Below are 26,808 nucleotides of genomic sequence, written 5' to 3'. Positions count from 1 at the left end.
AGGAAAAAATGAAAAAATTTGATCATTCTCTGTTAAAAGATCCCCGGTATTTCAGCGACGGAAGAATGGATGCCCACTCAGATCATACATATTATCGCTGTGAGGAAGAGAGAGAAGATGGGAAAACTTCTTTCCGTCACAGTCTGAATGGTCTCTGGAAGTTCCATTATGCACGGAATTATGCATCTGCTATCCCAGGCTTTGAGGAAGAAGCATATTCCTGTAAGGACTGGGAGGACATTTATGTGCCGGCACATATCCAGATGGAAGGATATGATGCACCGCAGTATGCCAATGTCCAGTATCCGTGGGAAGGCCATGAAGAACTTCATCCGGGACAGATCCCGGAACGTTTTAACCCGGTGGCAAGCTATGTGAGATATTTCCATGTGCCGGAGAGCATGAAAGGAAAAGAGTATTTGTTTCATTCCAGGGAGCAGAGAGCGGCCTGGCTCTGTGGCTCAATGGAAAATTTGTGGGATACAGTGAAGATTCTTTTACTCCGTCAGAATTCGAGCTTACGGAATATCTGAAGGACGGCGAGAACAAGCTGGCGGCACAGGTGTTTAAATGGACAGCCAGCAGCTGGTGCGAGGATCAGGATTTTTACCGTTTTTCCGGAATTTACAGAGATGTTTATCTGTTTACGGTACCGGATGTCCATGTATATGATCTCAGGATCCGTGCCATTCCGGATGAAACTCTCAAAAAAGCCGAGCTTGAGATCGTGACCAGTACCTGGGGAAAAGGAAAAATGAAGCTTACACTTTCCGGAAAGGGAGAGATCCTTTTGCAGGAGGAAAGATCTCTGAACGGAGAGGATACCTGTACCTGGGAGATTCAGGAGCCCCTTCTCTGGAGTGCAGAAGAGCCGAATCTCTATGATCTGGAGCTGGAAATCAGTGATGAAAGCGGAAAGCTCCAGGAGATCATCCCGGAGAAAGTCGGTTTCCGCCGTTTTGAAATGAAGGATGGTATCATGACCCTTAACGGAAAACGTATCGTATTCAAGGGTGTGAACCGCCATGAGTTCAGCTCTGTCACAGGAAGACATGTGTCCCGGGAGGAACTGCTCAAAGACATCGTGACCATGAAACAGAACAACATCAATGCGATCCGTACCTGTCATTATCCGGATGCATCTCCGATCTACCGTCTCTGTGATGAATATGGTATTTACATGATCGCAGAAAACAATCTGGAATCTCACGGAACCTGGGATATAGCAGAATTTACCGGAGATCACACGGATATCGTTCCGCACAACAAACCGGAATGGCTGGGCATGATGCTGGACCGTGTAAATTCCATGTATCAGCGTGACAAGAACCACCCGGCGATCCTGATCTGGTCCTGTGGAAATGAATCCTTTGGTGGAAAAGATATCTTTGAGATGTCTGAGTTCTACCACAAGAATGATCCTACAAGACTGGTACATTATGAGGGGGTTTTCCATGACCGCAGCTACAATGCCACCAGTGACATGGAAAGCCAGATGTATCCTTCCGTAGAAGCGATCCGGGAGTTCCTTGCAAAGGATGACAGCAAGCCGTTTATTTGCTGTGAGTATACCCATGCAATGGGAAATTCCTGCGGCGCAATGCATAAATATACAGATCTTACAGATACAGAACCGAAATATCAGGGTGGCTTTATCTGGGATTACATTGATCAGTCTATTTACAAAAAAGACCGTTACGGTAAAGAATTCCAGGCATACGGCGGAGACTTCGGTGAACGTCCTACAGATTATAATTTCAGTGGAAACGGTATCGCATACGGCGGAGACAGAGATGCTTCACCAAAGATGCAGGAGGTAAAATTCAACTACCAGAATATCACTGCGCAGGTAAGTGAGGATTCTGTTAAGATCATCAACAAAAATCTTTTTGTAAATACGGACACATTCCGATGTGAAGTGACTCTTGCAAAGAACGGTCATGTTCTCCGCACAGAGACACTGGATACAGCGGTGGAGCCTTTAAGCCAACAGACCTACAGACTTCCATTTGGAAAACAGCAGCGCCCGGGCGAATATACGGTAACCGTAGCCTTCCTTCTCAGAGAAAAAACACTTTGGGCAGAGGCAGGACATGAGGTTGCTTTCGGCCAGTATGTTTATCAGGTGGAAGGAACACCGGAAGCTCCTACGTGTGGCGTGGAGTTTGTGAGAAGCCTTCATAACATCGGCGTCCGCGGGGAAAATTTCGAAGTGCTGTTTTCTGTTCTCAATGGTGGTCTGGTTTCGTATAAATATGCAGGAAGAGAAATGATCGAAGCGATTCCGAAGCCCAACTTCTGGAGAGCACCTACAGATAATGATTGCGGAAGTCTGATGCAGATGCGCTATGCACAGTGGAAGATCGCCAGTATGTACGCAAGTCATAAGGATTACCGAAAAGGCATGTATGGTCCGGCCAATGCTCCGGAGACAACGGTTCACGAAAACAGCGTGGAGGTTGCTTTTACCTACATCCTGCCAACTACGCCTGCCAGTGAATGCCGTCTTGCCTATGAGGTAACCGGAGATGGAAGAGTAAAGACAACGCTGACCTATGATCCTGTAAAAGAGCTGGGCGATATGCCGGAGTTCGGAGTACTCTTTAAATTCAATGCGGATTATGATCATGTTCAGTGGTACGGCCTGGGACCGGCAGAGACTTATGCAGACCGGAAGCATGGCGCAAAGCTCGGCATTTATGAGAATCTCGTGACAGACAATATGGCACGCTATCTTGTGCCGCAGGAATGCGGAAACAAAGAGGAAGTACGCTGGGCAAAGATCACAGACAGAAAGGGTAGAGGAATGCTCTTTGAGATGGATAAAGAAAACGGCCCGATGATGTTCTCGGCACTTCCATATACTCCTCATGAAATGGAAAATGCCATGCATCCCTATGAGCTTCCGGCAATCCATTATACCGTTGTCCGTGCCGCAAAGGCGCAGATGGGTGTTGGAGGAGATGACAGCTGGGGTGCCCGCACCCATCCGGAATACCTTCTGGATACCAATGGAAAGATGAAATTTTCCTTTGCGTTCAAAGGCCTTTAAAATGTCATAAAATAACAGAACATAAAGTCAGAAAAAAGCTTCCGGCGACTGTCCGGAAGCTTTTTCATTTCATAATAATGCACAGAAAATAAACAGGTTGAAAAAAACCTGTGGATATTTCATGAAATGAAAAAACTTGGATATGCACTTGTTTTTCATGGTAAATAGTTTAGAATGATTACATAAGTGGTAGAAAGTGGTGAATAGTGGTAGCGAATGGGGATGAGTGGCAGAACACACCATTTGCACCCTGGAAGCACGAAGGGGAGAATCGTGTTTCACGAGAGTAGGTGGGTTTCATGTTCATGGGCGAGTATAATCATACGATCGACGCGAAGGGGCGTCTGATCATCCCTTCCAGGTTCAGGGAACTCTTAGGGGAAGAGTTCGTACTGACAAGAGGGTTGGATGGTTGCCTTTCTATTTATCCGATGGATGAATGGGTTGCTTTTGAAGAGAAACTCCGAGCATTACCACTTACAAATAAAGACGCAAGAACCTTTTCACGTTTCTTTGTAGCCGGAGCTACAACATGTCAGCTGGATAAGCAGGGAAGAATCCTGGTGCCGCAGACGCTGCGCCAGTTCGCTGGTCTGGATAAGGATGTGGTGCTTACGGGTAATCTGAACCGGATCGAGGTTTGGAGCAAAGAGAAGTGGAGCGAGAACTGCAATTATGATGATATGGACAGCATTGCGGAAAGCATGCAGAACATAGGAATCGTCATTTGAGCATAACGCAGGTAGAAATCCCACAGGAGACGGATATGGAATTTAAGCATAAATCTGTATTACTCAATGAGACCATTGACGGCTTAAGGGTAAAGCCGGATGGAATCTATGTGGATGGCACTTTAGGAGGAGCGGGACACGCCACAGAGGTGTGTAAGAAACTTTCTGCCAAGGGGAGATTTATTGGCATAGATCAAGACCAGGATGCGATAATTGCTGCGAGTGAACGGCTGTCAGCCTTTAATCAGGTGACAATCATTCGCAGCAATTATTGTTACATGGCAGATGAGCTGAGATCCCGTGGCATTGAGAAGGTGGACGGGATCCTGCTGGATTTGGGAGTGTCATCTTATCAGCTGGATAATGAAGAGAGAGGTTTTTCCTATCGGTACGATTCTCCTCTGGACATGCGAATGGACAGAAGACAGAGCCGTACAGCCGGTGATATAGTCAACGGTTATGAGGAACGGGAGCTGTATCGGATTATCCGCGATTACGGCGAAGATAAATTTGCCAAAAATATAGCGAAACACATTGTGGCTGCCAGAGAGCAGGCACCGATCCGGACAACCGGAGAACTGACAGAGATCATACGGGGTGCGATCCCCATGAAAATACAAGCTACAGGAGGACATCCGGCCAAGAGGACTTTTCAGGCAATACGTATTGAGCTCAACCGGGAGCTTGACGTGCTCCGGGATTCCCTGGACGGCATGATCGATCTCCTGGATGACGGAGGAAGGATCTGTATCATTACATTCCATTCTCTGGAAGACAGGATCGTTAAGACCATTTTCCGAAAAAATGAAAATCCCTGTACCTGCCCGCCGGATTTTCCGGTCTGCGTATGCGGAAAGAAATCCAAGGGTAAGGTGATCACAAGGAAACCGATCTTACCGGGAAAAGAGGAAATGGAAGAGAATCCGAGATCCAAAAGTGCGAAGCTTCGTATTTTTGAACGGAAAATGTAGTTGAGAGATGGAAGGTAGGCAAATGGCGAAGACAGGAAGAGGGACTACAGCCAGAAGAAATCGAAATACCGTCAGGAACAGCAGAGAAATGTATGTTCAGGGAAATGCGGTAAAACGGCTGCAGGAAGTTCCTCAGAGGACTGATCTGCCCGAGATACAGGAAAGGCGACGGCTGGCTCAGAAAAGAAAACAGAAATCCGCAGTACCTGTGACACCGGCAAAACAGGTGGTAAGCAGACAGGCACAGCGGAACCGGGAAAAGGCAATGGCCATGAACAAGGGGTTCGTTCTGTTTCTTACGGCAGTTTCCATCGCGGTACTTTTTACCTGTATCAATTATCTTCAGGTAAAATCCGAAATCACGGCGAGTATGAAAAATGTTGCAAATCTGGAATCTGAGCTTGCACAGCTGAAAGAAGATAACGATGCATATTACAGTCAGGTCACTTCTGCAGTGGATATCAGCGAGATCAAGAAAAAAGCTATCGGCGAGCTTGGAATGAAATATCCTTCGGAGGATCAGATACAGACCTATACCACGGAAGGAAACAGTTATGTGAGACAGTATCAGGATGTGGACACGCACAAGTAACAGAAGTACAGTTTTTAAGCAGGTGATCGATTGAGTACAAGAAGGCGCAGGCCGGTAAAAAAATAAATTACAGTATGAAGAAAAAGCTGGCAGTACTATTTTCCTTAGTATTGCTGGCTTTAGTCGGTTTGGTGGCAAGAATTACCTATATCAATGCCACCAGCGGAAGCAAATATCGAAAGCAGGTGCTGAGTCAGGCTCAGCAGAAATATGAAAATCAGACACTTCCGGCAAAAAGAGGAGATATCTATGACCGGAACGGGAATATCCTGGCAACCAGCAACAAGGTCTATAATGTGGTCCTTGACTGTCTGGAGGTCAATAAGGATCAGGATTCCGTGGAGCCTACCATAAAGGCTCTTGTGGAAGTCCTGGGATTGGATGAAGATGAGATGCGGAAGCTTCTCACCGACAGCAGTACAAAAAAAGTCAGTATCAGATCGTAAAGAAACAGATTTCCATGGACGACAAAAAAGCCTTCGAAAAATACGAAGATCCGGGAGACGACAGTGAACTGACTGCCACGCAGCTGAAAGAACGTTCCAGGATCACAGGTGTATGGTTTGAAGAAGATTATCTCAGATCTTATCCGTTTAATGAGACTGCCTGTGATACCGTTGGATTTACACTTTCCAGAGATGTGGCGGATGCCGGACTGGAAGGATATTACAATGCGACACTTACCGGCGTGGATGGAAGACAGTACGGATACATCAACAACAATTCCGACGTAGAACAGACGATCATCGAACCGACGGATGGCAAAAGCATTGAGACCTCGCTGGATCTGGGACTTCAGCAGATCGTGGAAAAATACGTAAATACCTTTGAAGAAAAGATGGGAGCCAAAAATGTAGGCGTGATCATCGAGGATCCGAAAACAGGAGAGATCCTGGCAATGGACGGCGGTGACCGTTATGACCTGAATAACCCGAGAGATCTTTCAAATGTGTATTCCCAGAGTGAGATCGCTGCCATGAACGATGAGGAAACCGTGGAAGCGCTGAACGGGATGTGGAGTAATTTCTGTGTGACAGATGCCTACGAGCCTGGATCGGTTGTAAAGCCTATCGTTATGGGCTCCGCACTTGAAATGGGAGCGATTTCCGAGAGCGATAATTTTGTCTGTGACGGCGGACAGTCTTTTGGAGCGGAAGGTGCGACTACTTTTATCAAATGTGCGGTATGGCCGGATGCTCACGGGACAGAAGCTCTTTCCGATGTCATTGCCAATTCCTGCAACGATGGTATGATGCAGATCGCAGCAAAGATGGGAAAAGATAATTTTCTTAAGACACAGAGCGTTTTCAATTTCGGAACAAGAACCGGTATCGATCTTCCCAATGAGGGAAGCGGTGTGATCCATACCAGCGATACCATGGGAGAAACGGAGCTTGCATGCTCTGCTTTCGGACAGGGCTATACACTGACCATGATACAGGAGATCAATGCAATGTGTTCTGTGATCAATGGAGGATACTACTATCAGCCTCATCTGGTGACGAAGATCAAGGACAGCAGCGGCGGAATCGTAAAAACGATCTCTCCGACACTGATGAAGCAGACGATTTCCGAGAAGATATCTGCAGATATCCGCTCCTACATGGCTGCCAGCGTAGACCATGGTACCAGCCGTACCTCCAAGGTGCAGGGCTACAGCTCCGGTGGTAAAACCGGTACTGCCGAGAAGCTTCCGCGAGGCAATGGCAAGTATCTGGTATCCTTTATCGGATTTGCACCGGTAGATGATCCGGCGCTTGTGATTTATGTAGTTGTGGATGAGCCGAAGGTAGATGATCAGGCAAGCAGTACGTACGCACAGTACATTGCACAGGGAATCCTTTCCGAAGCACTTCCGTATCTGAATGTACAGCCGGATGAGGCAGAGGATGGAGAAGTTCCGACTACAGAGCTGTGGGAACTTTTTAAGGGAATCAGCGATTCTGCAACAGGAACCGGCGCGGACGGGCAGAAGGAGGCAATTTCCGATGAGAATGTACCAAGTCCGCCGGAAGATGAGTCGGAGGACAGTGATACCGAAGATAATAACGATATGCAGAGCGAAGGTCTTACCAACGAGGAGGCCGGTCTGGAATAGATAAAAAGAATACCCTCTCAGAGGAACGTCATATATTACAGTGACGACCTCTGAGAGGGATTTTTTATGATCCGGACCATGGTTTATCACAGGAAAAAATATGGATGGTTTTTCTGATCTGCATAATGCTTCTTCTGGGACTTGTGGGAAGACTCTGGTATCTTATGAACGTTCGGGCAGAATATTATTCAAAAAAGGCGGAGGATCTTCATGAGAGGGAACGTGACATAAAAGCAGCCAGGGGAAAGATCCTGGACATCAGGGGAAATATTCTGGCAGATAACCGGACAGTCTGCACAGTATCGGTGATACACAGCCAGATCAAAGATCCTGAAAAAGTGATCCGTGTACTGTCCGGAGCATTGTCTGTAAAAGAAGAGGAAATCCGAAAAAAGTTGAAAAAATTTCTTCTATTGAAAGAATACAGACAAACGTGGAAAAAAGCATTGGAGACAGGATCCGGGAATATGACCTTGAGGGAGTGAAGATAGATGAGGATTATCGGAGATATTATCCTTATGGATCTCTCGCTTCAAAAGTACTGGGATTTACCGGAGGTGATAATCAGGGGATCATTGGTCTTGAAGTGAAATACGATGAGATCCTGAAAGGAGAGCCTGGAAAGATCCTCACAGTTACGGATGCACGTGGTGTGGAGATCGACGGAACCGGAGAACGGAGGAAGGAACCGGTGTCAGGAAATACTCTGCGTACCAGTCTGGATGTTAATATCCAGGAATATGTGCAGCAGGCAGCCGGTAAAGTCATGGAAGAAAAACAGGCGGAGAGAGTTTCCATACTGCTTATGAACCCTCAGAACGGAGAAATCTATGCCTGTGTCAATGTGCCTGAATTTGATCTGAACGATCCGTTTACTCTGAATACAGAAGAAACAGCAGCAGAGGGAGAAAAGAAGCAGGATCTTCTGAACCGGATGTGGAGAAACCCCTGCCTGAATGATACCTATGAACCTGGCTCGACTTTTAAGATCATCACTATGGCAGCAGGGCTGGAGGAAGGAGTGGTGTCAACAGAGGATCGCTTTTTCTGTCCGGGCTATAAGGTGGTGGAGGACCGGCGGATCCACTGTGCAAAGAGAACAGGACATGGTGCGCAGAGTTTTGTAGAAGGTGCTCAGAACTCCTGCAACCCGGTATTTATTGAGGTGGGCCTGCGGCTTGGAGCAGACCGTTATTACAAATATTTTAAACAGTTCGGACTTTTGAAAAAACAGGGATAGATCTTCCGGGAGAGGCAGGAACGATCATGCATAACCCCAAAAATATGGGAGAGGTGGAGCTTGCCACGGTATCCTTTGGCCAGTCGTTTCAGATCACACCGATCCAGCTTGCAACAACCGTCAGTGGGATCATCAATGGCGGAAACCGGATCACACCTCATTTTGGGATCAGCGTGGAAAGTGCGGACGGAACAAAGGTGCGGACACTGGAATATCCGGTGGAAAGAGGGATCGTGTCCGGTGAGACTTCCCGTACAGTACGTACAATCCTGGAAACTGTAGTTTCAGAAGGCTCCGGAAAAAATGCCGGGATCCAGGGGTTTTCCATTGGGGGAAAAACAGCTACCTCTCAGACACTGCCCAGAGGCTCCGGCAGATATATTTCTTCATTCCTGGGGTTTGCCCCGGCAGAGGATCCGAAGGTCCTGGCTCTTTGTATCATCTATGTACCTCAGGGTATGTATTATGGTGGGATTATTGCCGCACCGGTGGTACGCAGTATTTTTGAAAATGTACTTCCCTATCTTGGGATCGAGAGGACAGTTACGGAAACTCCATCCGGGGAAAACCGGGCAGATGGGGTTGATTAATGAGGATAAAAGCCTTATACTGTTGAAGAAGTATAAAAAACGAAAGAATTAGAGGTGTGAGGATGGAGTTTCATGTTGTGATCCCTGTGCTGATCTCATTTGCGATCAGCCTTGTATTAGGACCGATTGTTATCCCTTTTCTAAGAAGACTTAAAATGGGACAGACAGAGAGAGAGCTGGGTGTGCAGTCCCACCTGAAAAAGAACGGTACCCCTACTATGGGTGGAGTGATCTTTCTCATTGCAACAACTGTAACATCACTGTTTTATATCAGAGATTATCCGATGATCATCCCGGTACTTTTCCTGACACTGGGATTTGGACTGATCGGATTTCTGGATGATTATCTGAAGGTAGTTCTGAAGCGTTCTGACGGACTTCTGCCATGGCAGAAAATGGCACTGCAGATCGTTGTGACAGCTGTATTTGCTTTTTATCTTGTAAATTATTCCAACGTATCCCTGACTATGAAGATCCCGTTCTGGAGCGGACATTATCTGAACCTGGGATGGTTTGCGGTTCCGGTACTGTTCTTTGCGGTGATCGGTACAGTAAACGGAGTCAATTTTACGGATGGACTTGACGGACTGGCTTCCAGTGTTACCCTGATTGTGGCAGTATTCTTTACGGTGGTTTCCCTTGGAATGAACAGTGGTGTGGAACCGATCACCTGTGCAGTTGTGGGCAGTCTGATGGGATTTCTTCTGTTTAATGTATATCCTGCCAAGGTATTTATGGGAGACACCGGTTCTCTGGCATTGGGTGGCTTTGTGGCTGGTGTGGCTTATGCCATGCAGATGCCGCTGTTTATCATCCTGGTCGGACTGATCTACCTTGTGGAGGTATTGTCTGTTATGCTCCAGGTATCCTATTTCAAGGCAACACACGGAAAAAGAATCTTCAAGATGGCGCCTATCCACCATCATTTTGAGCTTTGTGGGTGGTCTGAGACACGAGTTGTTGCAGTGTTCTCTGTTGTAACTGCTATTATGTGCCTGATCGCTCTCCTGGCATTATAAGGAGGAACAGAAAAATGGATTTAAAAGGAAAAAAAGTTCTCGTTTTCGGAGCAGGAAAAAGCGGCATTGGAGCAGCTGATCTGCTTGGGAGTGCAGGAGCACAGCCGGTGATCTATGACGGAAACGCAGATCTTGATAAAGAGGCAGTTTTACATAAAACAAACGGAAAATACACCCCGGAGATCTGGGCCGGAGATTTTCCGGAGAGAGCGCTGGACAGTCTTGATCTTATAGTGCTAAGTCCGGGAGTTCCCACAGACCTGCCGCTGGTAAAGAGCTTCTATGAAAAGGGCCTTCCGGTATGGAGCGAGGTGGAGCTTGCCTATCGTACAGGCAAGGGAGAGGTTCTTGCGATCACAGGAACCAACGGTAAGACAACAACAACAGCACTTCTCGGAAAGATCATGGGAGATGCCCGTGAATCTGTATTTGTTGTAGGAAATATCGGAACTGCATATACATCCAAATCATTGGAGATGAGGGAGGATTCCGTAACTGTTGCGGAGATCAGCAGCTTTCAGCTGGAGACTATTGACCAGTTCCGCCCGAAGGTAAGTGCGATCCTCAACATCACAGAGGACCATCTGAATCGTCATCATACCATGGAGGAATACATCCGTGTAAAAGAGCTGATCACCAAAAATCAGGGACCGGAAGATGTATGTGTTCTGAATTACGAGGATGAAGTCCTTCGTAAATTCGGTGAAAATATCGTTCCGAAGGTGGTATATTTCTCAAGTCTTCGCAAACTGGATCAGGGAATCTATCTGGACGGAGACCAGATCATTCTCAAAACAGAAAAAGAAGAGATACCGATCGTAAAAACCGAAGAGCTTAAGATCCTGGGACGTCATAATCACGAGAATGTAATGGCCGCCGCCGCCATGGCATATTATGCGGGCGTTTCTGTGGAGAGTATCCGCAAGAGTGTCTGTGAGTTTGTGGCAGTTCCACACAGGATCGAGTATGTGACAGAGAAAAACGGTGTTGCATATTACAACGATTCCAAGGGAACCAATCCGGATGCGGCCATCAAGGGGATTCAGGCAATGAACCGTCCGACTCTTCTGATCGGCGGTGGCTATGACAAGGAATCCAGCTATGATGAGTGGATAGAATCCTTCGACGGAAAAGTCCGTTATCTTGTTCTCATCGGTCAGACGAAAGAGAAGATCAAAGCAGCAGCAGAACGTCTTGGATTTACAGATATCATCCTCTGCGAGGATCTGAAGGAAGCTGTCCGGGTCTGTGCGGAAAAAGCCAATCCCGGAGATGCGGTTCTGCTTTCACCGGCATGTGCGAGCTGGGGACAGTTTGATAATTATGAGCAGCGCGGCGACATGTTCAAGGAATACGTGAAAGCACTGTAATAATCCGAAAAATACATACATAAGCTGAAATAAAGACCACTGTGGAGGCCATGCATGAAGGCAGGACAGAAACAGACCGGAAAGACAGATACCGTTCTCTGGGTACTGGTTCTGATTCTGGTGGTATTGGGACTCGGGGCACTTTTTTCGGCAAGTGAATATAATGGCAGAGTACGTTTCCACGACTCTGCCTATTATTTTAAGAAGCAGCTCTTTGCCACGGCACTGGGGCTGCTTGTTATGTATCTGGCATCACGGGTAGATTACCGGCTGTCTGTAAAGCTGGCGCCGGCTGCCTATATTTTTTCGCTTTTTCTATCTGCTGCAGTCCTGCTTTTCGGACAGGAGATCAATGGATCGAAGAGGTGGCTGAACCTGGGGCCGCTTTCCTTTCAGCCGTCGGAGTTTTCCAAGGTGGCAGTGATATTGTTTCTGGTGTGGCAGATCAGCAATACAAAAAGCAAAACAACCGGATTCTGGTTTATCTGCAGGACTATGATGACGTTGCTTCCGGTAGCAGGTCTGGTGGGCTCCAATAACTTAAGCACAGCGGTGATCATTCTGGGGATCGGTGTGCTGCTGATCTTTGTGGCCAATCCCAGGTATCTGCAGTTTCTCGCACTTGGAGGTGCGGGGATAGGATTTATTGCGGTTTTTCTTGCCGCGGAGAGTTATCGTCTGGAACGCCTGGCAATCTGGCGGGATCCGGAAAAATATGAAAAAGGATTTCAGACCATACAGGGCCTGTATGCAATCGGAAGCGGAGGGATCTTCGGCAAGGGGTTCGGGAACAGTCTGCAGAAGCTGGGATTTGTCCCGGAAGCCCAGAATGATATGATATTTTCTATTGTGTGTGAGGAAACGGGGATACTGGGAGCCTTTCTGACACTTTTTCTGTTTGGTATTCTGATCTGGAGGCTTTGTATTCTGGCATTAAACTGCCGGGATCTGCAGGGAACGCTGCTGTGCGCCGGGATCATGGCACATATGGCGATCCAGGTAGTCCTGAATGTTGCAGTAGTAACGAATACGATTCCCAACACCGGGATCACTCTGCCCTTTGTAAGCTATGGCGGAACTTCTGTTGTTTTTCTTCTGGGGGAAATGGGGCTGGCCTTAAGTGTCAGCAGTCACAGACATGGAAGGATCACATAGAATAACAAGTAAGAGGCCCTTTTAGGAGTGGAATACTTGAATGAGATCGATGAGATCATCGTGACCGGAGGCAGGCCGCTACATGGAAGCGTCCGGATCCAGGGGTCAAAAAATGCGGCACTTCCGGTTATGGCAGCAGCACTCTTAAGCACCGGGACCAGTGTACTGCGGGGATGCCCGAGAATCAGTGATGTATATTTGATGGAAAAGATCCTGAAATATCTGGGGGCAGAAACCTGGTGGGAAGGTCAAGATCTTTATCTGGACTGCAGTCATGCGGACGGCACCATGATACCGGAGTGTTATTCCGGAAAAATGCGTTCTTCCGTGATCTTAATGGGAGCAATGCTGGGGCGGAGCAAAAAAGGCACAGACAGGATATCCCGGAGGCTGTGTGATCGGGAAGCGGCCGGTGGATCTTCATATCCAGGTTTTGCGCCGCCTTGGGGCAGCTGTGGTGGAAAACGGCGGGATGATCCGGGCATCCTGTGGAAAACTCCGAGGCGCAGAGATGTTTTTTCAAAAAAGAAGTGTAGGCGCTACAGAACAGGGCATTCTGGCAGCGGTCCTTGCAGAGGGGAAAACAGTCCTTAACGGCTGCGCCTGTGAACCGGAAATTTATTGGCTTTGCCATTATCTTACCGGAATGGGGGCAAAGATCCGGATTCGTGAAAATGGCTGTATCTGTATTGAAGGGGTGGAGAAGCTTGAAGCTGGCGATGACTGCATTCCACCAGACCGTATTGTCGCCGGAACCTATCTCATGGCAGCGGCGGCAACCAGAGGAGAGATCATCCTGGAAAATCCGCCTCTGGAGGAAATGGATGGAATCCTGGACGTATATCGGAAAATGGGTGGACAATGCCGCAGGGTAGGTGGTAAACTAATAGTCAACGGAAAAAATACAGGTTTTCCCCTGGAGCTTCTGGAAACAGAAGTTTATCCGGGATTTCCTACAGACCTGCAGTCTCCTGCGATGGCGGTACTGGCCACGATCCCGGGAGTGAGCAGGATCCGCGAGAAGATTTTTGAAGACAGATATAAAACAGCTTCATGGCTCTGTAAAATGGGAGCACAGATCCAGATCCGGGATGGAGTTGCTGTGATATACGGAGGGCAGCCCCTGACCGGTTGTACTGTGGAAGCAGAGGAACTTCGCGGTGGTGCGGCACTTGTGATCGCAGCACTTGCCGCGCAGGGGATTACCAGGATCCGGGGCTGTTGTTTCATAGAAAGAGGCTATGAACATATCTGTGAGGATCTGACCGCACTGGGCGGTCTGCTGATAAAGGACAGAGGAACTTTATGAAAACATCAAAAAAAAGCCACTGAAAGCAGTTGGCGGACTTCTTGTCCTGCTGCTGGCAGGAATTATTTTCTTTTTTACGTATTATCAGGTAGATGAAGTGCAGGTGATGGGCAGCAGCCATTATTCTGAAAAACAGATCAGGAAGATGGTGCTTAGGGGGCCGCTGGCATCCAATTCTGTTCTTGCACCGCTTCTTTATACTAAGCAGAATACAAAGGATGTTCCCTTTATAGAAGGCTATACCGTAACAAGGCTGAACCGGCACACCATCTGTGTCAGTGTGAAGGAGAAGGATATCGTTGGCTGTATCCCTTATCTGGACAGTTATATTTATTTTGACAGAAACGGTATTTTTGTGGAAGGATCCACGGAACGTAACGAAAAAATCCCGTTTTTTGACGGGATCAAAGTCAAAAAAGTGATCCAGAACGAGAAACTCCCCATCAAGGATGAAACGGTGATGAACACGGCAGTTGCTCTTTCTACTATTTTTGCAAAAAATGATAAGGTTCCGGATCACATTGAATTTGAAGACGACGGACAGATCAGTCTTGTTTACGGGGATATCACAGTTAAACTTGGAAAGGATGAATATCTGGAAGACAAAATGACCAGAGTTCTGGCTATCCTTCCGATGATTTCCGAAAAAAAGGAATTCTCCATGCAGAAAATGTAAATGATAATTCCAAGAACATTACCCTGGAGCAGGATCAGGATGAGAGCCAGACTTCCGCAGAAAACTGGACCGGAGGCTATGATGAGGAAGGAAATTACACCGGAGAAGGCGAATACGACGAAAATGGCAACTATGTAGGACCGAAACCGCAGACGGATCTGGAGTATGCGCAGGAAAACTGGGTAGGTGGCTATGATGAAGAGGGAGATTACACAGGCAGTGGTGAGTACGATGCCAACATGACCTATGTAGGCGAAGCCCCCACAGAAGAAACCATGGCAGAAAAAGGAAACTGGAAGGGCGGTTACCGGGAAGACGGAGGCTATGACGGAGTCAGTGAATATGACCGTGATGGCAATTATGTAGGCACTCTGGAGGATTATCAGGCTTCGGCAGAAAGCTCCGGAGACGGAACAGACTCCGAAGATCCAGATGCTCAGAGTACGGATACCGGAGATACAGAAAATGAAGAAGACTCTTCAGACAGCAGTACGGACAGCACCGAGGAAGAGGCTGATTACAGCAGTGATCAGGAAGAAGGAGCTGAGGATTATGATGAAAATTCGTACAGCGATTACAGTGATGAGTCCGATTATGAGTAAAGATAAAAAAGCTTTCTTAATATATAGTACCGGTATTTGGGCATTTTGCCAGAGATTGTTTTGTAAATGTTTCGGTTAATAGAAACAGTGCCGAAATTTAGTGAAAAAGTATAAAAAACAAAATTAATGGTTGATTAATTACCGAAAAAATAATATGATATAACTATGTGTATATGTAGCTTGGAATAGATTATTACACTGAATCGGATATCAGGTAGAAATAAAGGAGGAAGTACATTGTTAGAGATAATGACGAATGAGGCTGAGTCTTCTGCGAAAATTATTGTAATTGGAGTAGGCGGCGCAGGTAATAATGCGGTAAACAGAATGGTGGAAGAGGCCATTGGCGGAGTTGAGTTTGTAGGTGTTAATACCGATAAACAGGCTCTGACACTGTGTAAAGCTCCGACTGTACTTCAGATTGGTGAGAAAATTACGAAAGGTCTCGGCGCCGGTGCACAGCCGGAGGTTGGACAGAAGGCAGCTGAGGAGAGCATTGAGGAAGTTAAGAAGATCATCGAGGGAGCGGACATGGTTTTCGTTACCTGTGGTATGGGAGGCGGAACCGGAACCGGAGCTGCTCCTGTGATCGCCGGTGCGGCAAAAGAGATGGGTATCCTGACTGTCGGTGTTGTTACCAAGCCTTTCCGTTTTGAAGCAAAGACCCGTATGAACAATGCACTTGCGGGAATCGAAAATCTGAAGAAAGCAGTTGACACATTGATTGTCATCCCAAATGACAAATTACTTGAGATCGTTGACAGAAGAACAACCATGCCGGAAGCACTGCGTAAGGCTGATGAGGTTCTTCAGCAGGCAGTACAGGGTATTACAGACCTGATCAATCTGCCGGCTCTGATCAACCTTGACTTTGCAGATGTGCAGACAGTCATGACAGACAAGGGAATCGCTCATATCGGTATCGGTGAGGCAAGAGGTGATGACAAGGCTATGGAGGCTGTACAGCAGGCGGTATCTTCTCCGCTTCTTGAGACAACCATCAAGGGCGCTACTCATGTGATCATCAACATTTCCGGAGATATTTCTCTTATGGATGCCAACGATGCTGCAAGCTATGTACAGGAGCTTACAGGTGAGGATGCAAACATCATCTTTGGTGCTATGTATGATGATTCTGTTGCAGATTATGCGAGAATTACAGTTATTGCTACAGGTCTTACAGACAATAACCTTCAGAACACACCATTTGGAAACAGAGCTTCCAATTCTGTATTCGGAAACACCAAAAAAACAAGCCAGTCACAGCCAGGCGGTATGAACCTTAACATGCCAAGCTTCAGCCTGCCGACTATGAATTCCACACAGTTTGGAACAAAGGCTCCTACAAGCACTGTTCAGAAAAAGGACATCCAGATCCCGGATTTTCTTAAGAACAGATAATAAATGAACATGATAAGATCCGGCAGAGATTCCATCTGGAACGCTGCCGGATCTTTTTGACTTTCTGATCAAAAGAAACAGGAATGTCTGCTCTGTATGGAAACAGGATTTCTGTTCAGGATATCAGCATTCGCAGCTGAAAGTATCACATTTTGTATCACAGCAGCGATGTGCATTGTCACCGGATACATTGATGGAAGCTGCGGTGCATTTGCAGTGCTCATTGTAGGTGCAGTTGTGTGCTTTGCAGTCGATGTTAATGGTCTCGCACCCACAGCAGGGATCTGCGGAATTTTTTACAGCACACTCTTCCTGGTCACGGAAGCTTTCACAGGCGGTGTCGTCCGCATAACGAGCATCTGCACCTTCGACACTGATGGATCCCCTGGAGCAGAGAGAATTTTTGTTATAGCAGCAGTTGTGTGCGGAGCATTTAAGACTTGTCATAAAAGTGTCCTCCTGATAATTATGATTTTACCGGAAACCGTCAGCCTGCCGGAATGCGCATCCTGTCTGATCGTCAGCACTGCGGTAAGGCTTGACAGATTCCGATGTTGCATAGTATGTCCGGAAGAAGAAAAATTTATACTCAAAAAATAAATACATAATAATATAAAAAACAGTTGACAAATAGCAGACACCATGGTATCCTCTTAAAGTACGTAGCGAAAAGAAAGCAGAGTTCACTCTCACCTCAGCGCTGAAGATAAGCGACTCAGGTCAATATTGCACAGTACTGCGAACGGACCAACCATCAGTGCGCAGGTGTAATTATTTGAAGTGTGGACATCTGTCTGCGCTTTTTTTGTGCGGCTTAAGCTACATTAATGAGAAAGAAAAAATAATTCTATCATGTTCATGGAGGTGTACAACAATTAGCGGTTTAATGATTAACGAACAGATCAGAGACAGAGAGGTACGCTTGATTGGTCCGGACGGAGCTCAGCTTGGAATCGTGTCCGCCAGAGAAGCGATGGCGAAAGCGCAGGAGGCAGGACTTGACCTTGTAAAGATTGCCCCACAGGCGAAACCGCCGGTATGCAAGATCATCGATTACGGTAAATACCGTTACGAGCTTGCAAGAAAAGAAAAAGAGGCCAGAAAAAAGCAGAAAACCATCGATGTCAAAGAAGTGCGTCTTTCCCCGAACATTGATACGAATGATTTGAAGACGAAGGTAAATGCAGCAAGAAAGTTCCTTAGCAAGGGCGACAGAGTTAAGGTTACACTTCGTTTCCGCGGAAGAGAGATGGCACATATGTCCAGCAGTAGGCATGTGCTTGATGACTTCGCAGATCTTCTGTCCGATATAGCGACTGTAGAGAAGGCTCCGAAGGTAGAAGGCAGAAGCATGACTATGTTTCTGACTGAGAAACGGTAGATATCTCAGTCTTCACGGCAACAGCCGGGCAGAACGGGATGCTATATAAAATTTAGAAGTACCAAATCAAGGAGGAATTCATAATGCCAAAAATTAAAACTTGCAGAGCAGCAGCAAAGCGCTTTAAAAAACAGGTACAGGAAAATTAGTAAGAAATAAAGCCTACAAGAGCCATATCCTTACAAAGAAATCTCAGAAGAGAAAGAGAAATCTGAGAAAATCTACTGTTGTTGATTCTACTAATGTAAAGAGCATGAAGAAAGTATTACCATATTTATAAGATAGAGAAGACGAACAGGAGGAGAATTAAGAAATGGCAAGAATTAAAGGCGGATTAAACGCAAAGAAAAGACATAACCGTACATTAAAACTGGCAAAAGGCTACAGAGGAGCCCGTTCCAAACAGTATAGAGTAGCAAAACAGTCTGTAATGAGAGCTCTTACAAGCTCCTATGCAGGAAGAAAACAGAAGAAACGTCAGTTCAGACAGCTCTGGATCGCTCGTATCAACGCAGCAGCAAGAATGAATGGACTTTCTTACAGCAAAATGATGCACGGCCTTAAGGTTGCAAACATCGACATCAACAGAAAGATGCTTGCAGAGATGGCTGTTAACGATGCAGCAGGCTTCACAGCTCTTGCTGAGATCGCTAAGAAAGCAATCGCATAAGTAAAGTATTAAAAGACGAAGGAGTCCAGGGAATTTTTCCCTGGATTTTTTGTAAAAAATTCAGACAATTTGCCGAAAAACGACACAAGCTGTACAGCGGACAAGTGTCCGCGTTGTGCAATCAGACGAAAAACAACAGATAACTAAATTTGCCCTTGAAATAAAAAATATGCGATGCTATAATTTTACCATTAAACATTAGTAACGCGACAAAGCGCAGGAGGAGAGATTATTATGAAGAATTGGAAGAAAGTAATCGGCGTTGCATCAGCAGCAGCGATGACAGCAGCTATGATGATGCCTACATCAGTTTTTGCAGCAGATGAGACATTTAAGATCGGTGTGATCGGACCGATGACAGGTGATTACGCACAGTACGGTACTAACGTATACAACGCAGCCAAGATCGCAGCTGATGAGATCAACGAGAACGGTGGATTCAACGGATATAAAGTAGAGATTCTTGACGCAGGTGATGACCAGGGAGATCCGGAGAAGGCTGTTAACGCATACAATGACCTGATCGATAAAGGAATGCAGATGCTCTGTGGAACTGTAACATCCGGTTCCTGTATCGCAGTAGGAGCTGAGGCAGCTGAGGATACATTCCTCTTCACACCATCCGCAACAGCACTTGACTGTATCACAGCAGGAACAAACGAGTTCCGTATGTGCTTCACAGACCCGGCACAGGGAACCAAATCTGCTCAGTACATTTCCGAGCACAAACTTGCAACGAAAGTAGCAGTACTTTATGATTCCGCTGCTGACTACAACTCCGGTGTACATGACGCATTCGTTGCAGCAGCTGCTGATGACGGACTTGAAGTAGTTGCAGATGAGGCTTACACAACAGACAGCAACACAGACTATTCTGTACAGCTTGCAAAGATCAAGAAGAGCGGCGCTGAGCTTCTTTTCCTTCCGAACTACTATTCCGACAATGCGCTGATCCTTCAGCAGGCATCTGAGGCAGGACTTGACATTAAATTCTTTGGTGTAGATGGCATGGATGGTATCCTCAATGTAGAGAACTTCGATAAATCCCTTGCAGAGGGTGTTATGCTTCTGACACCATTCTCCGCAACAGCTACAGATGAGAAGAGCCAGAACTTTGTAAAAGCATACGGCGATGCTCACAACGGTGAGATCCCGAACCAGTTTGCGGCAGATACATATGATGTACTTTACGCAATGCAGCTTGCAGCTGACGATGCAAAGATCACACCAGATATGGAAAATGCAGACATCAGTGCAGCAATGAGCGCATCCATGGCAAACATCGAGCTTGACGGACTTACCGGAAAAGCAAAATGGACCGAGGATGGCGAGTGTGATAAAGAGCCGAAAGCATTCGAGATCAAAGATGGTGCTTATGTAGAGATGAAATAAGTAATTTCTGTTAACGTTAGGGGTCAGGGGACGGTCACCTTTAGTGGGAACCGTCCCCTTTTTCCCTTATCAATAAACAATTAAAAGAGGTGCGTTATGAGTTTTATATCTTATTTAAAAGACGGCATCAGTCTTGGCAGTATCTATGCGATCATCGCACTTGGATATACCATGGTTTATGGTATTGCCAAGATGCTGAACTTCGCACACGGAGATGTTATCATGGTGGGAGCTTATATCATCCTTACCTGTATCACAAGAGGCGGCATGTCACCGATCCTTGCTGTGATCCTTTCCGTTGTGATCTGTACACTGCTTGGTGTTGTCATTGAGAAGGTAGCTTACAGTCCACTTAGAAAAGCTTCCTCAAACCTGGCCGTTCTTATCACGGCTATCGGTGTCAGTTATCTGCTTCAGAACCTGGCACTTCTGATCTTCGGCGCAGATGCCAAGAGTTTCGTAGCTGTTATCAAAGTTCCGTCCATCACACTGTTTGACGGTGAGCTTACCATCAAGGGAATCACCATCGTAACCATCCTTGCATGTATCATCATCATGGTGGGACTTTCCCTCTTTGTAAAAAAGACAAAACCTGGCCGTGCCATGCAGGCGGTTTCCGAGGACAGAGATGCGGCACAGCTGATGGGAGTTAACGTCAATGCGACAATTTCCCTCACATTTGCCATCGGTTCCGGACTTGCAGCGATCGCAGGCCTTCTGCTCTGTCAGACTTATCCGACACTGACTCCGTACACAGGAGCCATGCCTGGTATCAAAGCTTTCGTAGCTGCTGTATTCGGTGGAATCGGTTCGATTCCGGGAGCTATGGTCGGTGGCATCCTTCTGGGAATCATCGAGATCTTCGGAAAAGCTTATATTTCTTCCCAGGTTGCAGATGCAATCGTATTTGCAGTCCTGATCGTCGTGCTTCTTGTAAAACCTACCGGACTGTTCGGCAAGAACATCCAGGAGAAAGTGTAAGGTGGCCGATATGAAGAATATGAAAAACAAAACAACAAAAAATAACATGATCAACTATGGAATTGTCATTGTGCTCTTTGTGATCGTACAGGCACTTTCCTCAACTGGAAATCTTTCCAGACTTCTTATGGGACTTCTTGTTCCCCTTTGTGTTTATACCATTGCATCAGTTTCCCTGAACCTGGTAGTCGGTTTTTCCGGTGAGCTGAGCCTTGGACATGCGGGCTTCATGTGCGTGGGAGCTTTTTCCAGTGCCCTGTTTTCGCAGGTTGCTGCAGACTCCATTCCGCAGGTTCCTCGCTTTATCCTTGCAATCCTTGTAGGTGCGGCAGTTGCAGCACTGTTCGGTGTGATCATCGGTATTCCGGTACTTCGTCTCCGCGGTGACTACCTGGCTATTGTTACACTGGCTTTTGGTGAGATCATCAAGAACCTGATAAATGTACTTTACATTGGCGTGGATGACAAAGGACTTCACGTTGCAACCAGTGCAGCCGGTCTTCATATGGATCCGGGCGGAAAGCAGATTCTCAAAGGTGCCCTTGGTATTTCGGGAACAGCAACTCTTTATAAAGATATCAAGAATTACTTTTTCCTGATCGGCGTGATCCTGCTTCTTCTCACATTGTTTATTGTACAGAACCTTGTAAACTCCAGAAGCGGACGTGCTATTATGTCAACCAGGGACAACCGTATTGCAGCGGAGTCTGTAGGAATCAATATCACCAGATATAAGCTGCTGGCATTTACCATTTCTGCAGCCCTTGCAGGAGTTGCAGGTGTGCTGTATGCACATAACCTTTCTCTTCTTAAGGTTTCTGTATTCGATTACAATATGTCCATCCTGGTACTGGTATATGTAGTACTTGGCGGAATCGGAAATATCAGAGGATCTATCATCGCGACAATTATCCTCTATGCACTGCCTGAACTTCTCCGTGGATTCGCAAACTACCGTATGCTGATCTACGCAATCGTGCTGATCATCATGATGCTCTTTAACTGGGCACCTGCAGCAAGAGACTGGAGAGCGCGCATGGTAGAGAAATTTAAAGGCAAAAAAGCGAAAAAGGAGGTGGCCTGATCATGGCAATGCTGGAAGTAAATAATCTGTCTATCCAGTTCGGCGGTCTTCGTGCTGTTGACGGCTTTAACATGACCATTGAGAAAGGACAGCTCTATGGACTGATCGGACCGAACGGTGCCGGTAAGACAACGGTGTTCAACCTTCTCACAGGCGTATACAAGCCAACAGAGGGAATCATTAAACTGGACGGCCAGGACATTACAGGAAAAAGCACCATCGAGATCAACAAGGCCGGAATCGCAAGAACTTTCCAGAATATCCGTCTTTTCAAGGATATGCCGGTTCTTGACAATGTAAAAGTAGGACTTCACAATCATCATCCATACTCCACACTGACCGGAATCTTAAGACTGCCGAAATATTATAAGGTAGAAAAAGAGATGAACGAACGTGCCATGGAGATCCTGAAGGTCTTTGACCTGGATAAGGAAGCAGACACTCTGGCAGGCAACCTGCCTTATGGTAAACAGCGTAAGCTGGAGATCGCCAGAGCCCTTGCCACAGATCCGAAGCTTCTTCTTCTGGATGAGCCGGCAGCCGGCATGAACCCAAATGAGACGCAGGAGCTGATGGATACCATCCGTTTTGTGCGGGAGCATTTTGATATGACAGTCCTTCTGATCGAGCATGACATGAAACTGGTCGGTGGTATCTGTGAGGAACTGACGGTTCTGAATTTCGGTCAGGTACTGATCCAGGGTGAGACATCTGCAGTACTGAAAGACCCGACTGTTATCACTGCATATCTGGGAGAGTAAGGAGGAACGAGACAATGGCAATGTTGGAAGTAAAGGACCTCCAGGTCTACTATGGTGTGATCCAGGCTCTGAAGGGAATTTCTTTTCATGTAAATCAGGGAGAGGTTATTGCGCTGATCGGTGCCAATGGTGCCGGAAAGACAACCACACTTCAGACACTTACCGGAATTCTTTCTCCGAAGTCCGGAAGCATTGTGTTTGAGGGAAAAGACCTCACAAGAACACCGGCCCATAAGATCGTAGAGATGGGTATGGCACACGTTCCGGAGGGAAGACGTGTATTTGCGGATATGTCCGTTTATGAGAATCTGCTCCTTGGAGCCTATACAAGAAAGGACAAGGCAGAGATCGCAGAGAGTCTTGCAGGTGTATACAAGAGATTTCCACGTCTGGAAGAACGTAAAGGACAGCGTGCCGGAACACTTTCCGGTGGTGAGCAGCAGATGCTTGCCATGGGACGTGCACTGATGAGCAGACCAAGGATCATTTTGATGGATGAGCCGTCCATGGGTCTGTCGCCGATCTTTGTAAATGAGATTTTTGACATTATCCGCGAGGTAAGTGAGAGCGGAACTACAGTGCTTCTGGTTGAGCAGAATGCGAAGAAGGCTCTTTCCATTGCGGACAGAGCGTACGTTCTGGAAACAGGAAGCATTACTATGGATGGAAAGGCAGAGGATCTTCTGAATGACGAGGCCGTTCAGAAGGCATATCTTGGAGAGTAGGTGGAAAGACATGGATAATTTCGTAATTACCATTGCAAGACAGTATGGAAGCGGTGGACGTACCATCGGAGAGGAGCTTGCAAAGAAATTAGGGATTTCTTACTATGATAAGGATATCATCCGCATGGCATCTGAGGAGAGCGGCATTCATGAGCAGCTTTTTGGAAGGGCAGATGAAAATGTCAGCACAAAGCAGAGATTTTTTGCAAAGTCCGGAATCTACAAGGGTGAGCTGATCCCGCCTCAGAGCAAGGATTTCACATCCGATGAGAACCTGTTCAATTATCAGGCAAAAATCATCCGCCAGCTGGCAGAGACAGAGTCATGTGTGATTATCGGACGTTGTGCAAACATGATCCTGAAAGACTATTCCAATGTTCTCCGTGTGTTTGTTTACGGAGACTGGGATTTCCGTATCCGCGAGGCAAGCAAGAAGCTCAGCGGAACCACAAAGGACATTGAGAAATTCATGCATAAAGATGACAAACGCAAAGAAGACTTCTGCAAACGTTTCATGGGTGTTGACTGGGCAGACATGACGAAATATAATCTGTGCCTGGATAACGGTACCCTTGGCTATAAAAAATGCGTGGAAGAGATCGAGAGTGCACTTGAGATCCTGAAAAAATAAGACATATATCAGAGAATATTCCCCGGGAAAGAAAAGCCAAAAGTCTTTTCCCGGGGATTTTTTCATATATTGTGGAAAAGTATATTTGATCCGGCGGGAAATATGGATAAGCGAAAAAAATATTTCTGTGTAGTGGCAATGGTATTGATCCTGCTCAGCGGATATGGAAAAATCTCAGACAGTGCATTTCGGATGCGGGTGACCAGAATGATCGCCGGTGAGGGGATGTTCCGGCTGGTGGCGGCGCAGTACAGACAAAAAGTAGCAGAACCGGTGGCTGAGACAGCCTCTGACAGAAGCGAAAAAGAGGATCGTCCACGTGTGGCTCTTACCTTTGATGATGGACCGCATGCAACATATACACCTCTGCTTCTGGATGGCCTGCGGAAGCGTGGGATCCATGCCACATTTTTTCTTATGGGAAAAAATATCCGGGGAAATGAGGAGATCGTAACGCAGATGCAGAGAGACGGTCATCTCATCGGTAATCACACGTATGATCACGTGCAGCTTGATAAGCTTCCCGGTGACCAGGCCTGTCAGCAGATCATAAAGACGAATAATGAGATCTACGAGATCACAGGAGAGTATCCCATGTATCTTCGCCCGCCCTACGGTGCCTGGCCGAAGGATCTGGAGCTCTGTGTGACCATGCTGCCGGTATTCTGGGATGTGGATACCCTGGACTGGAAATCAAAAAATGTCCGTTCTGTGGAAAATATCGTAAAAAGACAAGTGAAGGATGGCTCCATTATCCTGATGCATGACAGCTTTTCTACCTCCGTGGAAGCGGCCCTGGAGATCGCGGATATGCTTACGGAAGAAGGATATGACCTGGTAACTGCAGATCATCTGCTGGTGATGTAACTGTGATTTGCCGAAAAGGCAGAAACGATTGCTTTTTTATGTGCAAACAGGTAAAATTATAAAAATAAGGAATCTGTCCGTATGCCGGAAACAAATGAAACGATCGTTGCCGGATACAGATCTATGAAAAGAATACGGATCGTGAATATCCGCTTTTTACAGAAAATACAGGAGTGAAAGCCATGGATTTATTTGAATACGCAAAGTCAAAAACGCTGGATCAGGAGTCACCTCTTGCATCCAGGCTGCGTCCGCGAACGCTGGATGAGGTGGTGGGACAGCAGCACATCGTAGGAAAAGATAAATTGCTGTATCGTGCCATAAAGGCGGATAAGCTGACATCTGTTATCTTTTACGGCCCTCCGGGAACCGGAAAGACCACCCTGGCAAAAGTCATCGCCAATACCACAAGCGCCAGCTTTACCCAGATCAATGCAACCGTAGCAGGGAAGAAAGATATGGAAGCAGTTGTAAAGCAGGCACAGGACGATCTCGGCATGTATGGAAAAAAGACCATTCTGTTCATCGATGAGATCCATCGTTTCAACAAAGGCCAGCAGGATTACCTTCTTCCCTTTGTGGAGGACGGAACCATCATTCTTATCGGGGCCACAACAGAGAATCCATATTTTGAGGTAAACGGAGCGCTTCTTTCAAGATCGATCATCTTTGAATTGAAGTCCCTGGAGATACCGGAGATAAAGGAACTGATCCTGCGTGCGGTTAACGATCCGGAACGTGGAATGGGAAGCTATGGGGCGGTGATCGAGGAGGATGCTCTGGAGTTTCTGGCAGATATGGCAGGAGGAGACGCCAGAAGCGCCTTAAACGCCATAGAACTGGGAATCCTCACCACACCTCGTGATACAGACGGTAAGATCCATCTGACCCTTGAGGTGGCTTCTGAGTGTATCCAGAAGCGGGTGGTGCGCTACGATAAGAACGGGGACAATCATTATGATATCATTTCTGCCTTTATCAAGAGCATGCGAGGCTCCGACCCGGATGCGGCAGTCTATTATCTGGCAAAAATGCTCTATGCAGGAGAAGATGTGAAATTTATCGCAAGAAGGATCATGATCCTTGCTTCCGAAGATATCGGAAACGCAGATCCCCAGGCCCTCTGCGTGGCAACGGCAGCAGCACAGGCAGTGGAACGTGTGGGAATGCCGGAGTCCCAGATCATTCTTTCCCAGGCAGTTACATACATGGCCTGTGCACCCAAGAGCAATTCCGCAGTAAATGCCATACAGGAAGCCATGCGCTGCGTGAAGGCGAAGAAGACAACCGTTCCGGTGCATCTGCAGGATGCCCATTATGGTGGCCACGAAAGTCTGGGTCATGGTATCGGATATAAATATGCCCATGATTATCCGAACCATTATGTAAACCAACAGTATCTGCCATCAGAAATCGAAGGAGAACATTTTTACGAGCTCAGTGATATGGGATATGAAAAGAAACTGAAAGAGCATATGAAGAAGATCCACGAAGAAGCGAAATAAATGAA

At 46.8% G+C, this 26,808-nt stretch carries 25 protein-coding genes and 4 pseudogenes; 28 read left to right on the top strand and 1 reads right to left on the bottom strand.

Features of this window, described 5'->3' with window-relative positions; genetic code table 11:
* Nucleotides 1–8: 8 nt before the first annotated feature.
* From lacZ to ftsZ, 17 genes and pseudogenes are all read left to right on the top strand, one after another.
* Nucleotides 9–3,052 (top strand): annotated as a pseudogene (gene lacZ, locus CK1_RS09890) (beta-galactosidase, LacZ type).
* Between the two features lie 299 nt (nt 3,053–3,351).
* Nucleotides 3,352–3,783: a division/cell wall cluster transcriptional repressor MraZ gene (mraZ, locus tag CK1_RS09885; RefSeq protein ID WP_021651636.1), complete on the top strand. Its 432-nt coding sequence runs from the start codon at nt 3,352–3,354 to the stop codon at nt 3,781–3,783.
* A 35-nt stretch (nt 3,784–3,818) separates the two neighbouring features.
* Nucleotides 3,819–4,754 carry a 16S rRNA (cytosine(1402)-N(4))-methyltransferase RsmH gene (rsmH, locus tag CK1_RS09880; protein ID WP_015526106.1) on the top strand — a complete coding sequence of 312 codons (936 nt, stop codon included), beginning with the start codon at nt 3,819–3,821 and terminating at the stop codon, nt 4,752–4,754.
* 22 nt (nt 4,755–4,776) lie between these two features.
* A complete protein-coding gene (locus tag CK1_RS09875; RefSeq protein WP_015526105.1) occupies nt 4,777–5,346 on the top strand; it encodes a hypothetical protein in 570 nt (189 codons plus the stop codon).
* Nucleotides 5,347–5,477: 131 nt separating this feature from the next.
* Nucleotides 5,478–5,792, top strand: coding sequence for a hypothetical protein (locus tag CK1_RS09870; protein ID WP_306289091.1), 315 nt, complete (start codon nt 5,478–5,480; stop codon nt 5,790–5,792).
* Between the two features lie 14 nt (nt 5,793–5,806).
* A complete protein-coding gene (locus CK1_RS09865) occupies nt 5,807–7,444 on the top strand; it encodes a peptidoglycan D,D-transpeptidase FtsI family protein (protein ID WP_015526103.1) in 1,638 nt (545 codons plus the stop codon).
* A 104-nt stretch (nt 7,445–7,548) separates the two neighbouring features.
* Nucleotides 7,549–8,096 (top strand): annotated as a pseudogene (locus tag CK1_RS18305) (peptidoglycan glycosyltransferase); the annotation flags it as partial.
* Between the two features lie 114 nt (nt 8,097–8,210).
* Complete coding sequence (locus tag CK1_RS18855) at nt 8,211–8,684, top strand: penicillin-binding transpeptidase domain-containing protein (protein WP_502685132.1); 474 nt, start codon at nt 8,211–8,213, stop codon at nt 8,682–8,684.
* Nucleotides 8,685–8,710: 26 nt separating this feature from the next.
* Nucleotides 8,711–9,274: a penicillin-binding transpeptidase domain-containing protein gene (locus CK1_RS18295; RefSeq protein ID WP_015526101.1), complete on the top strand. Its 564-nt coding sequence runs from the start codon at nt 8,711–8,713 to the stop codon at nt 9,272–9,274.
* Nucleotides 9,275–9,336: 62 nt separating this feature from the next.
* The gene (gene mraY / locus CK1_RS09855; protein WP_015526100.1) at nt 9,337–10,293 is read left to right on the top strand and encodes a phospho-N-acetylmuramoyl-pentapeptide-transferase; all 957 of its coding nucleotides are present in this window, start codon (nt 9,337–9,339) and stop codon (nt 10,291–10,293) included.
* 14 nt (nt 10,294–10,307) lie between these two features.
* A complete protein-coding gene (murD, locus tag CK1_RS09850) occupies nt 10,308–11,663 on the top strand; it encodes a UDP-N-acetylmuramoyl-L-alanine--D-glutamate ligase (protein WP_015526099.1) in 1,356 nt (451 codons plus the stop codon).
* 54 nt (nt 11,664–11,717) lie between these two features.
* A complete protein-coding gene (locus CK1_RS09845; protein ID WP_015526098.1) occupies nt 11,718–12,818 on the top strand; it encodes an FtsW/RodA/SpoVE family cell cycle protein in 1,101 nt (366 codons plus the stop codon).
* Between the two features lie 27 nt (nt 12,819–12,845).
* Nucleotides 12,846–13,124 (top strand): annotated as a pseudogene (locus CK1_RS09840) (carboxyvinyltransferase); the annotation flags it as partial.
* Nucleotides 13,125–13,212: 88 nt separating this feature from the next.
* Nucleotides 13,213–14,127 (top strand): UDP-N-acetylglucosamine 1-carboxyvinyltransferase, encoded by a 915-nt coding sequence (locus CK1_RS09835; RefSeq protein WP_353611161.1) that lies wholly within the window; start codon nt 13,213–13,215, stop codon nt 14,125–14,127.
* A 97-nt stretch (nt 14,128–14,224) separates the two neighbouring features.
* Nucleotides 14,225–14,803, top strand: coding sequence for a cell division protein FtsQ/DivIB (locus tag CK1_RS09830; protein WP_353611160.1), 579 nt, complete (start codon nt 14,225–14,227; stop codon nt 14,801–14,803).
* Between the two features lie 239 nt (nt 14,804–15,042).
* Entirely contained in the window at nt 15,043–15,405 is a 363-nt protein-coding gene (locus CK1_RS09825) for a hypothetical protein (RefSeq protein WP_015526095.1), read from the top strand.
* Between the two features lie 237 nt (nt 15,406–15,642).
* Nucleotides 15,643–16,806, top strand: coding sequence for a cell division protein FtsZ (gene ftsZ / locus CK1_RS09820; RefSeq protein WP_330364150.1), 1,164 nt, complete (start codon nt 15,643–15,645; stop codon nt 16,804–16,806).
* A 123-nt stretch (nt 16,807–16,929) separates the two neighbouring features.
* Here the strand turns inward: ftsZ and CK1_RS09815 are convergent, their stop codons facing one another.
* Nucleotides 16,930–17,253 carry a DUF1540 domain-containing protein gene (locus CK1_RS09815; RefSeq protein ID WP_015526093.1) on the bottom strand — a complete coding sequence of 108 codons (324 nt, stop codon included), beginning with the start codon at nt 17,251–17,253 and terminating at the stop codon, nt 16,930–16,932.
* 439 nt (nt 17,254–17,692) lie between these two features.
* Here CK1_RS09815 and infC point away from each other — a divergent pair, with 439 nt between their 5' ends.
* The 11 genes and pseudogenes from infC to CK1_RS09760 all read left to right on the top strand — a co-directional run bounded on the left by infC (nt 17,693) and on the right by CK1_RS09760 (nt 26,803).
* Nucleotides 17,693–18,187, top strand: a complete 495-nt coding sequence (infC, locus tag CK1_RS09810) for a translation initiation factor IF-3 (protein WP_015526092.1) — start codon at nt 17,693–17,695, stop codon at nt 18,185–18,187.
* Nucleotides 18,188–18,270: 83 nt separating this feature from the next.
* Nucleotides 18,271–18,467 (top strand): annotated as a pseudogene (rpmI, locus tag CK1_RS09805) (50S ribosomal protein L35).
* 33 nt (nt 18,468–18,500) lie between these two features.
* Nucleotides 18,501–18,857: a 50S ribosomal protein L20 gene (gene rplT, locus CK1_RS09800; RefSeq protein ID WP_015526090.1), complete on the top strand. Its 357-nt coding sequence runs from the start codon at nt 18,501–18,503 to the stop codon at nt 18,855–18,857.
* A gap of 234 nt (nt 18,858–19,091) precedes the next feature.
* Nucleotides 19,092–20,249: an ABC transporter substrate-binding protein gene (locus CK1_RS09795; protein ID WP_015526089.1), complete on the top strand. Its 1,158-nt coding sequence runs from the start codon at nt 19,092–19,094 to the stop codon at nt 20,247–20,249.
* A 96-nt stretch (nt 20,250–20,345) separates the two neighbouring features.
* Nucleotides 20,346–21,230, top strand: coding sequence for a branched-chain amino acid ABC transporter permease (locus CK1_RS09790; protein WP_015526088.1), 885 nt, complete (start codon nt 20,346–20,348; stop codon nt 21,228–21,230).
* A gap of 10 nt (nt 21,231–21,240) precedes the next feature.
* A complete protein-coding gene (locus CK1_RS09785; RefSeq protein WP_021977872.1) occupies nt 21,241–22,314 on the top strand; it encodes a branched-chain amino acid ABC transporter permease in 1,074 nt (357 codons plus the stop codon).
* A 2-nt stretch (nt 22,315–22,316) separates the two neighbouring features.
* The gene (locus tag CK1_RS09780) at nt 22,317–23,075 is read left to right on the top strand and encodes an ABC transporter ATP-binding protein (RefSeq protein WP_015526087.1); all 759 of its coding nucleotides are present in this window, start codon (nt 22,317–22,319) and stop codon (nt 23,073–23,075) included.
* 14 nt (nt 23,076–23,089) lie between these two features.
* Nucleotides 23,090–23,800 (top strand): ABC transporter ATP-binding protein, encoded by a 711-nt coding sequence (locus CK1_RS09775; RefSeq protein WP_015526086.1) that lies wholly within the window; start codon nt 23,090–23,092, stop codon nt 23,798–23,800.
* A 10-nt stretch (nt 23,801–23,810) separates the two neighbouring features.
* Complete coding sequence (locus CK1_RS09770; protein ID WP_015526085.1) at nt 23,811–24,431, top strand: cytidylate kinase-like family protein; 621 nt, start codon at nt 23,811–23,813, stop codon at nt 24,429–24,431.
* 102 nt (nt 24,432–24,533) lie between these two features.
* Nucleotides 24,534–25,298 (top strand): polysaccharide deacetylase family protein, encoded by a 765-nt coding sequence (locus CK1_RS09765; protein WP_173739725.1) that lies wholly within the window; start codon nt 24,534–24,536, stop codon nt 25,296–25,298.
* A gap of 182 nt (nt 25,299–25,480) precedes the next feature.
* Nucleotides 25,481–26,803, top strand: a complete 1,323-nt coding sequence (locus tag CK1_RS09760) for a replication-associated recombination protein A (protein WP_015526083.1) — start codon at nt 25,481–25,483, stop codon at nt 26,801–26,803.
* Nucleotides 26,804–26,808: the final 5 nt, after the last annotated feature.

Source organism: Ruminococcus sp. SR1/5, from assembly GCF_000209835.1.
In the GTDB taxonomy this organism is placed as follows: Bacteria; Bacillota; Clostridia; order Lachnospirales; family Lachnospiraceae; genus Blautia_A; species Blautia_A fusiformis.
The sequence above is the reverse complement of the archived record's forward strand: the minus strand, read 5'-3'. Positions and strand labels throughout refer to the sequence as shown.

Excerpts from the sequence above, each read along its gene's own strand:
- mraZ (WP_021651636.1), top strand. The coding sequence starts at position 3,352 with ATGTTCATGGGCGAGTATAATCATACGATCGACGCGAAGGGGCGTCTG.
- rsmH (WP_015526106.1), top strand. The coding sequence starts at position 3,819 with ATGGAATTTAAGCATAAATCTGTATTACTCAATGAGACCATTGACGGC.
- CK1_RS09875 (WP_015526105.1), top strand. The coding sequence starts at position 4,777 with ATGGCGAAGACAGGAAGAGGGACTACAGCCAGAAGAAATCGAAATACC.
- CK1_RS09865 (WP_015526103.1), top strand. The coding sequence starts at position 5,807 with ATGGACGACAAAAAAGCCTTCGAAAAATACGAAGATCCGGGAGACGAC.
- CK1_RS18855 (WP_502685132.1), top strand. The coding sequence starts at position 8,211 with ATGGAAGAAAAACAGGCGGAGAGAGTTTCCATACTGCTTATGAACCCT.
- CK1_RS18295 (WP_015526101.1), top strand. The coding sequence starts at position 8,711 with ATGCATAACCCCAAAAATATGGGAGAGGTGGAGCTTGCCACGGTATCC.
- mraY (WP_015526100.1), top strand. The coding sequence starts at position 9,337 with ATGGAGTTTCATGTTGTGATCCCTGTGCTGATCTCATTTGCGATCAGC.
- murD (WP_015526099.1), top strand. The coding sequence starts at position 10,308 with ATGGATTTAAAAGGAAAAAAAGTTCTCGTTTTCGGAGCAGGAAAAAGC.
- CK1_RS09845 (WP_015526098.1), top strand. The coding sequence starts at position 11,718 with ATGAAGGCAGGACAGAAACAGACCGGAAAGACAGATACCGTTCTCTGG.
- CK1_RS09825 (WP_015526095.1), top strand. The coding sequence starts at position 15,043 with ATGACCTATGTAGGCGAAGCCCCCACAGAAGAAACCATGGCAGAAAAA.
- CK1_RS09815 (WP_015526093.1), bottom strand. The coding sequence starts at position 17,253 with ATGACAAGTCTTAAATGCTCCGCACACAACTGCTGCTATAACAAAAAT.
- infC (WP_015526092.1), top strand. The coding sequence starts at position 17,693 with ATGATTAACGAACAGATCAGAGACAGAGAGGTACGCTTGATTGGTCCG.
- rplT (WP_015526090.1), top strand. The coding sequence starts at position 18,501 with ATGGCAAGAATTAAAGGCGGATTAAACGCAAAGAAAAGACATAACCGT.
- CK1_RS09795 (WP_015526089.1), top strand. The coding sequence starts at position 19,092 with ATGAAGAATTGGAAGAAAGTAATCGGCGTTGCATCAGCAGCAGCGATG.
- CK1_RS09790 (WP_015526088.1), top strand. The coding sequence starts at position 20,346 with ATGAGTTTTATATCTTATTTAAAAGACGGCATCAGTCTTGGCAGTATC.
- CK1_RS09785 (WP_021977872.1), top strand. The coding sequence starts at position 21,241 with ATGAAGAATATGAAAAACAAAACAACAAAAAATAACATGATCAACTAT.
- CK1_RS09780 (WP_015526087.1), top strand. The coding sequence starts at position 22,317 with ATGGCAATGCTGGAAGTAAATAATCTGTCTATCCAGTTCGGCGGTCTT.
- CK1_RS09775 (WP_015526086.1), top strand. The coding sequence starts at position 23,090 with ATGGCAATGTTGGAAGTAAAGGACCTCCAGGTCTACTATGGTGTGATC.
- CK1_RS09770 (WP_015526085.1), top strand. The coding sequence starts at position 23,811 with ATGGATAATTTCGTAATTACCATTGCAAGACAGTATGGAAGCGGTGGA.
- CK1_RS09765 (WP_173739725.1), top strand. The coding sequence starts at position 24,534 with ATGGATAAGCGAAAAAAATATTTCTGTGTAGTGGCAATGGTATTGATC.
- CK1_RS09760 (WP_015526083.1), top strand. The coding sequence starts at position 25,481 with ATGGATTTATTTGAATACGCAAAGTCAAAAACGCTGGATCAGGAGTCA.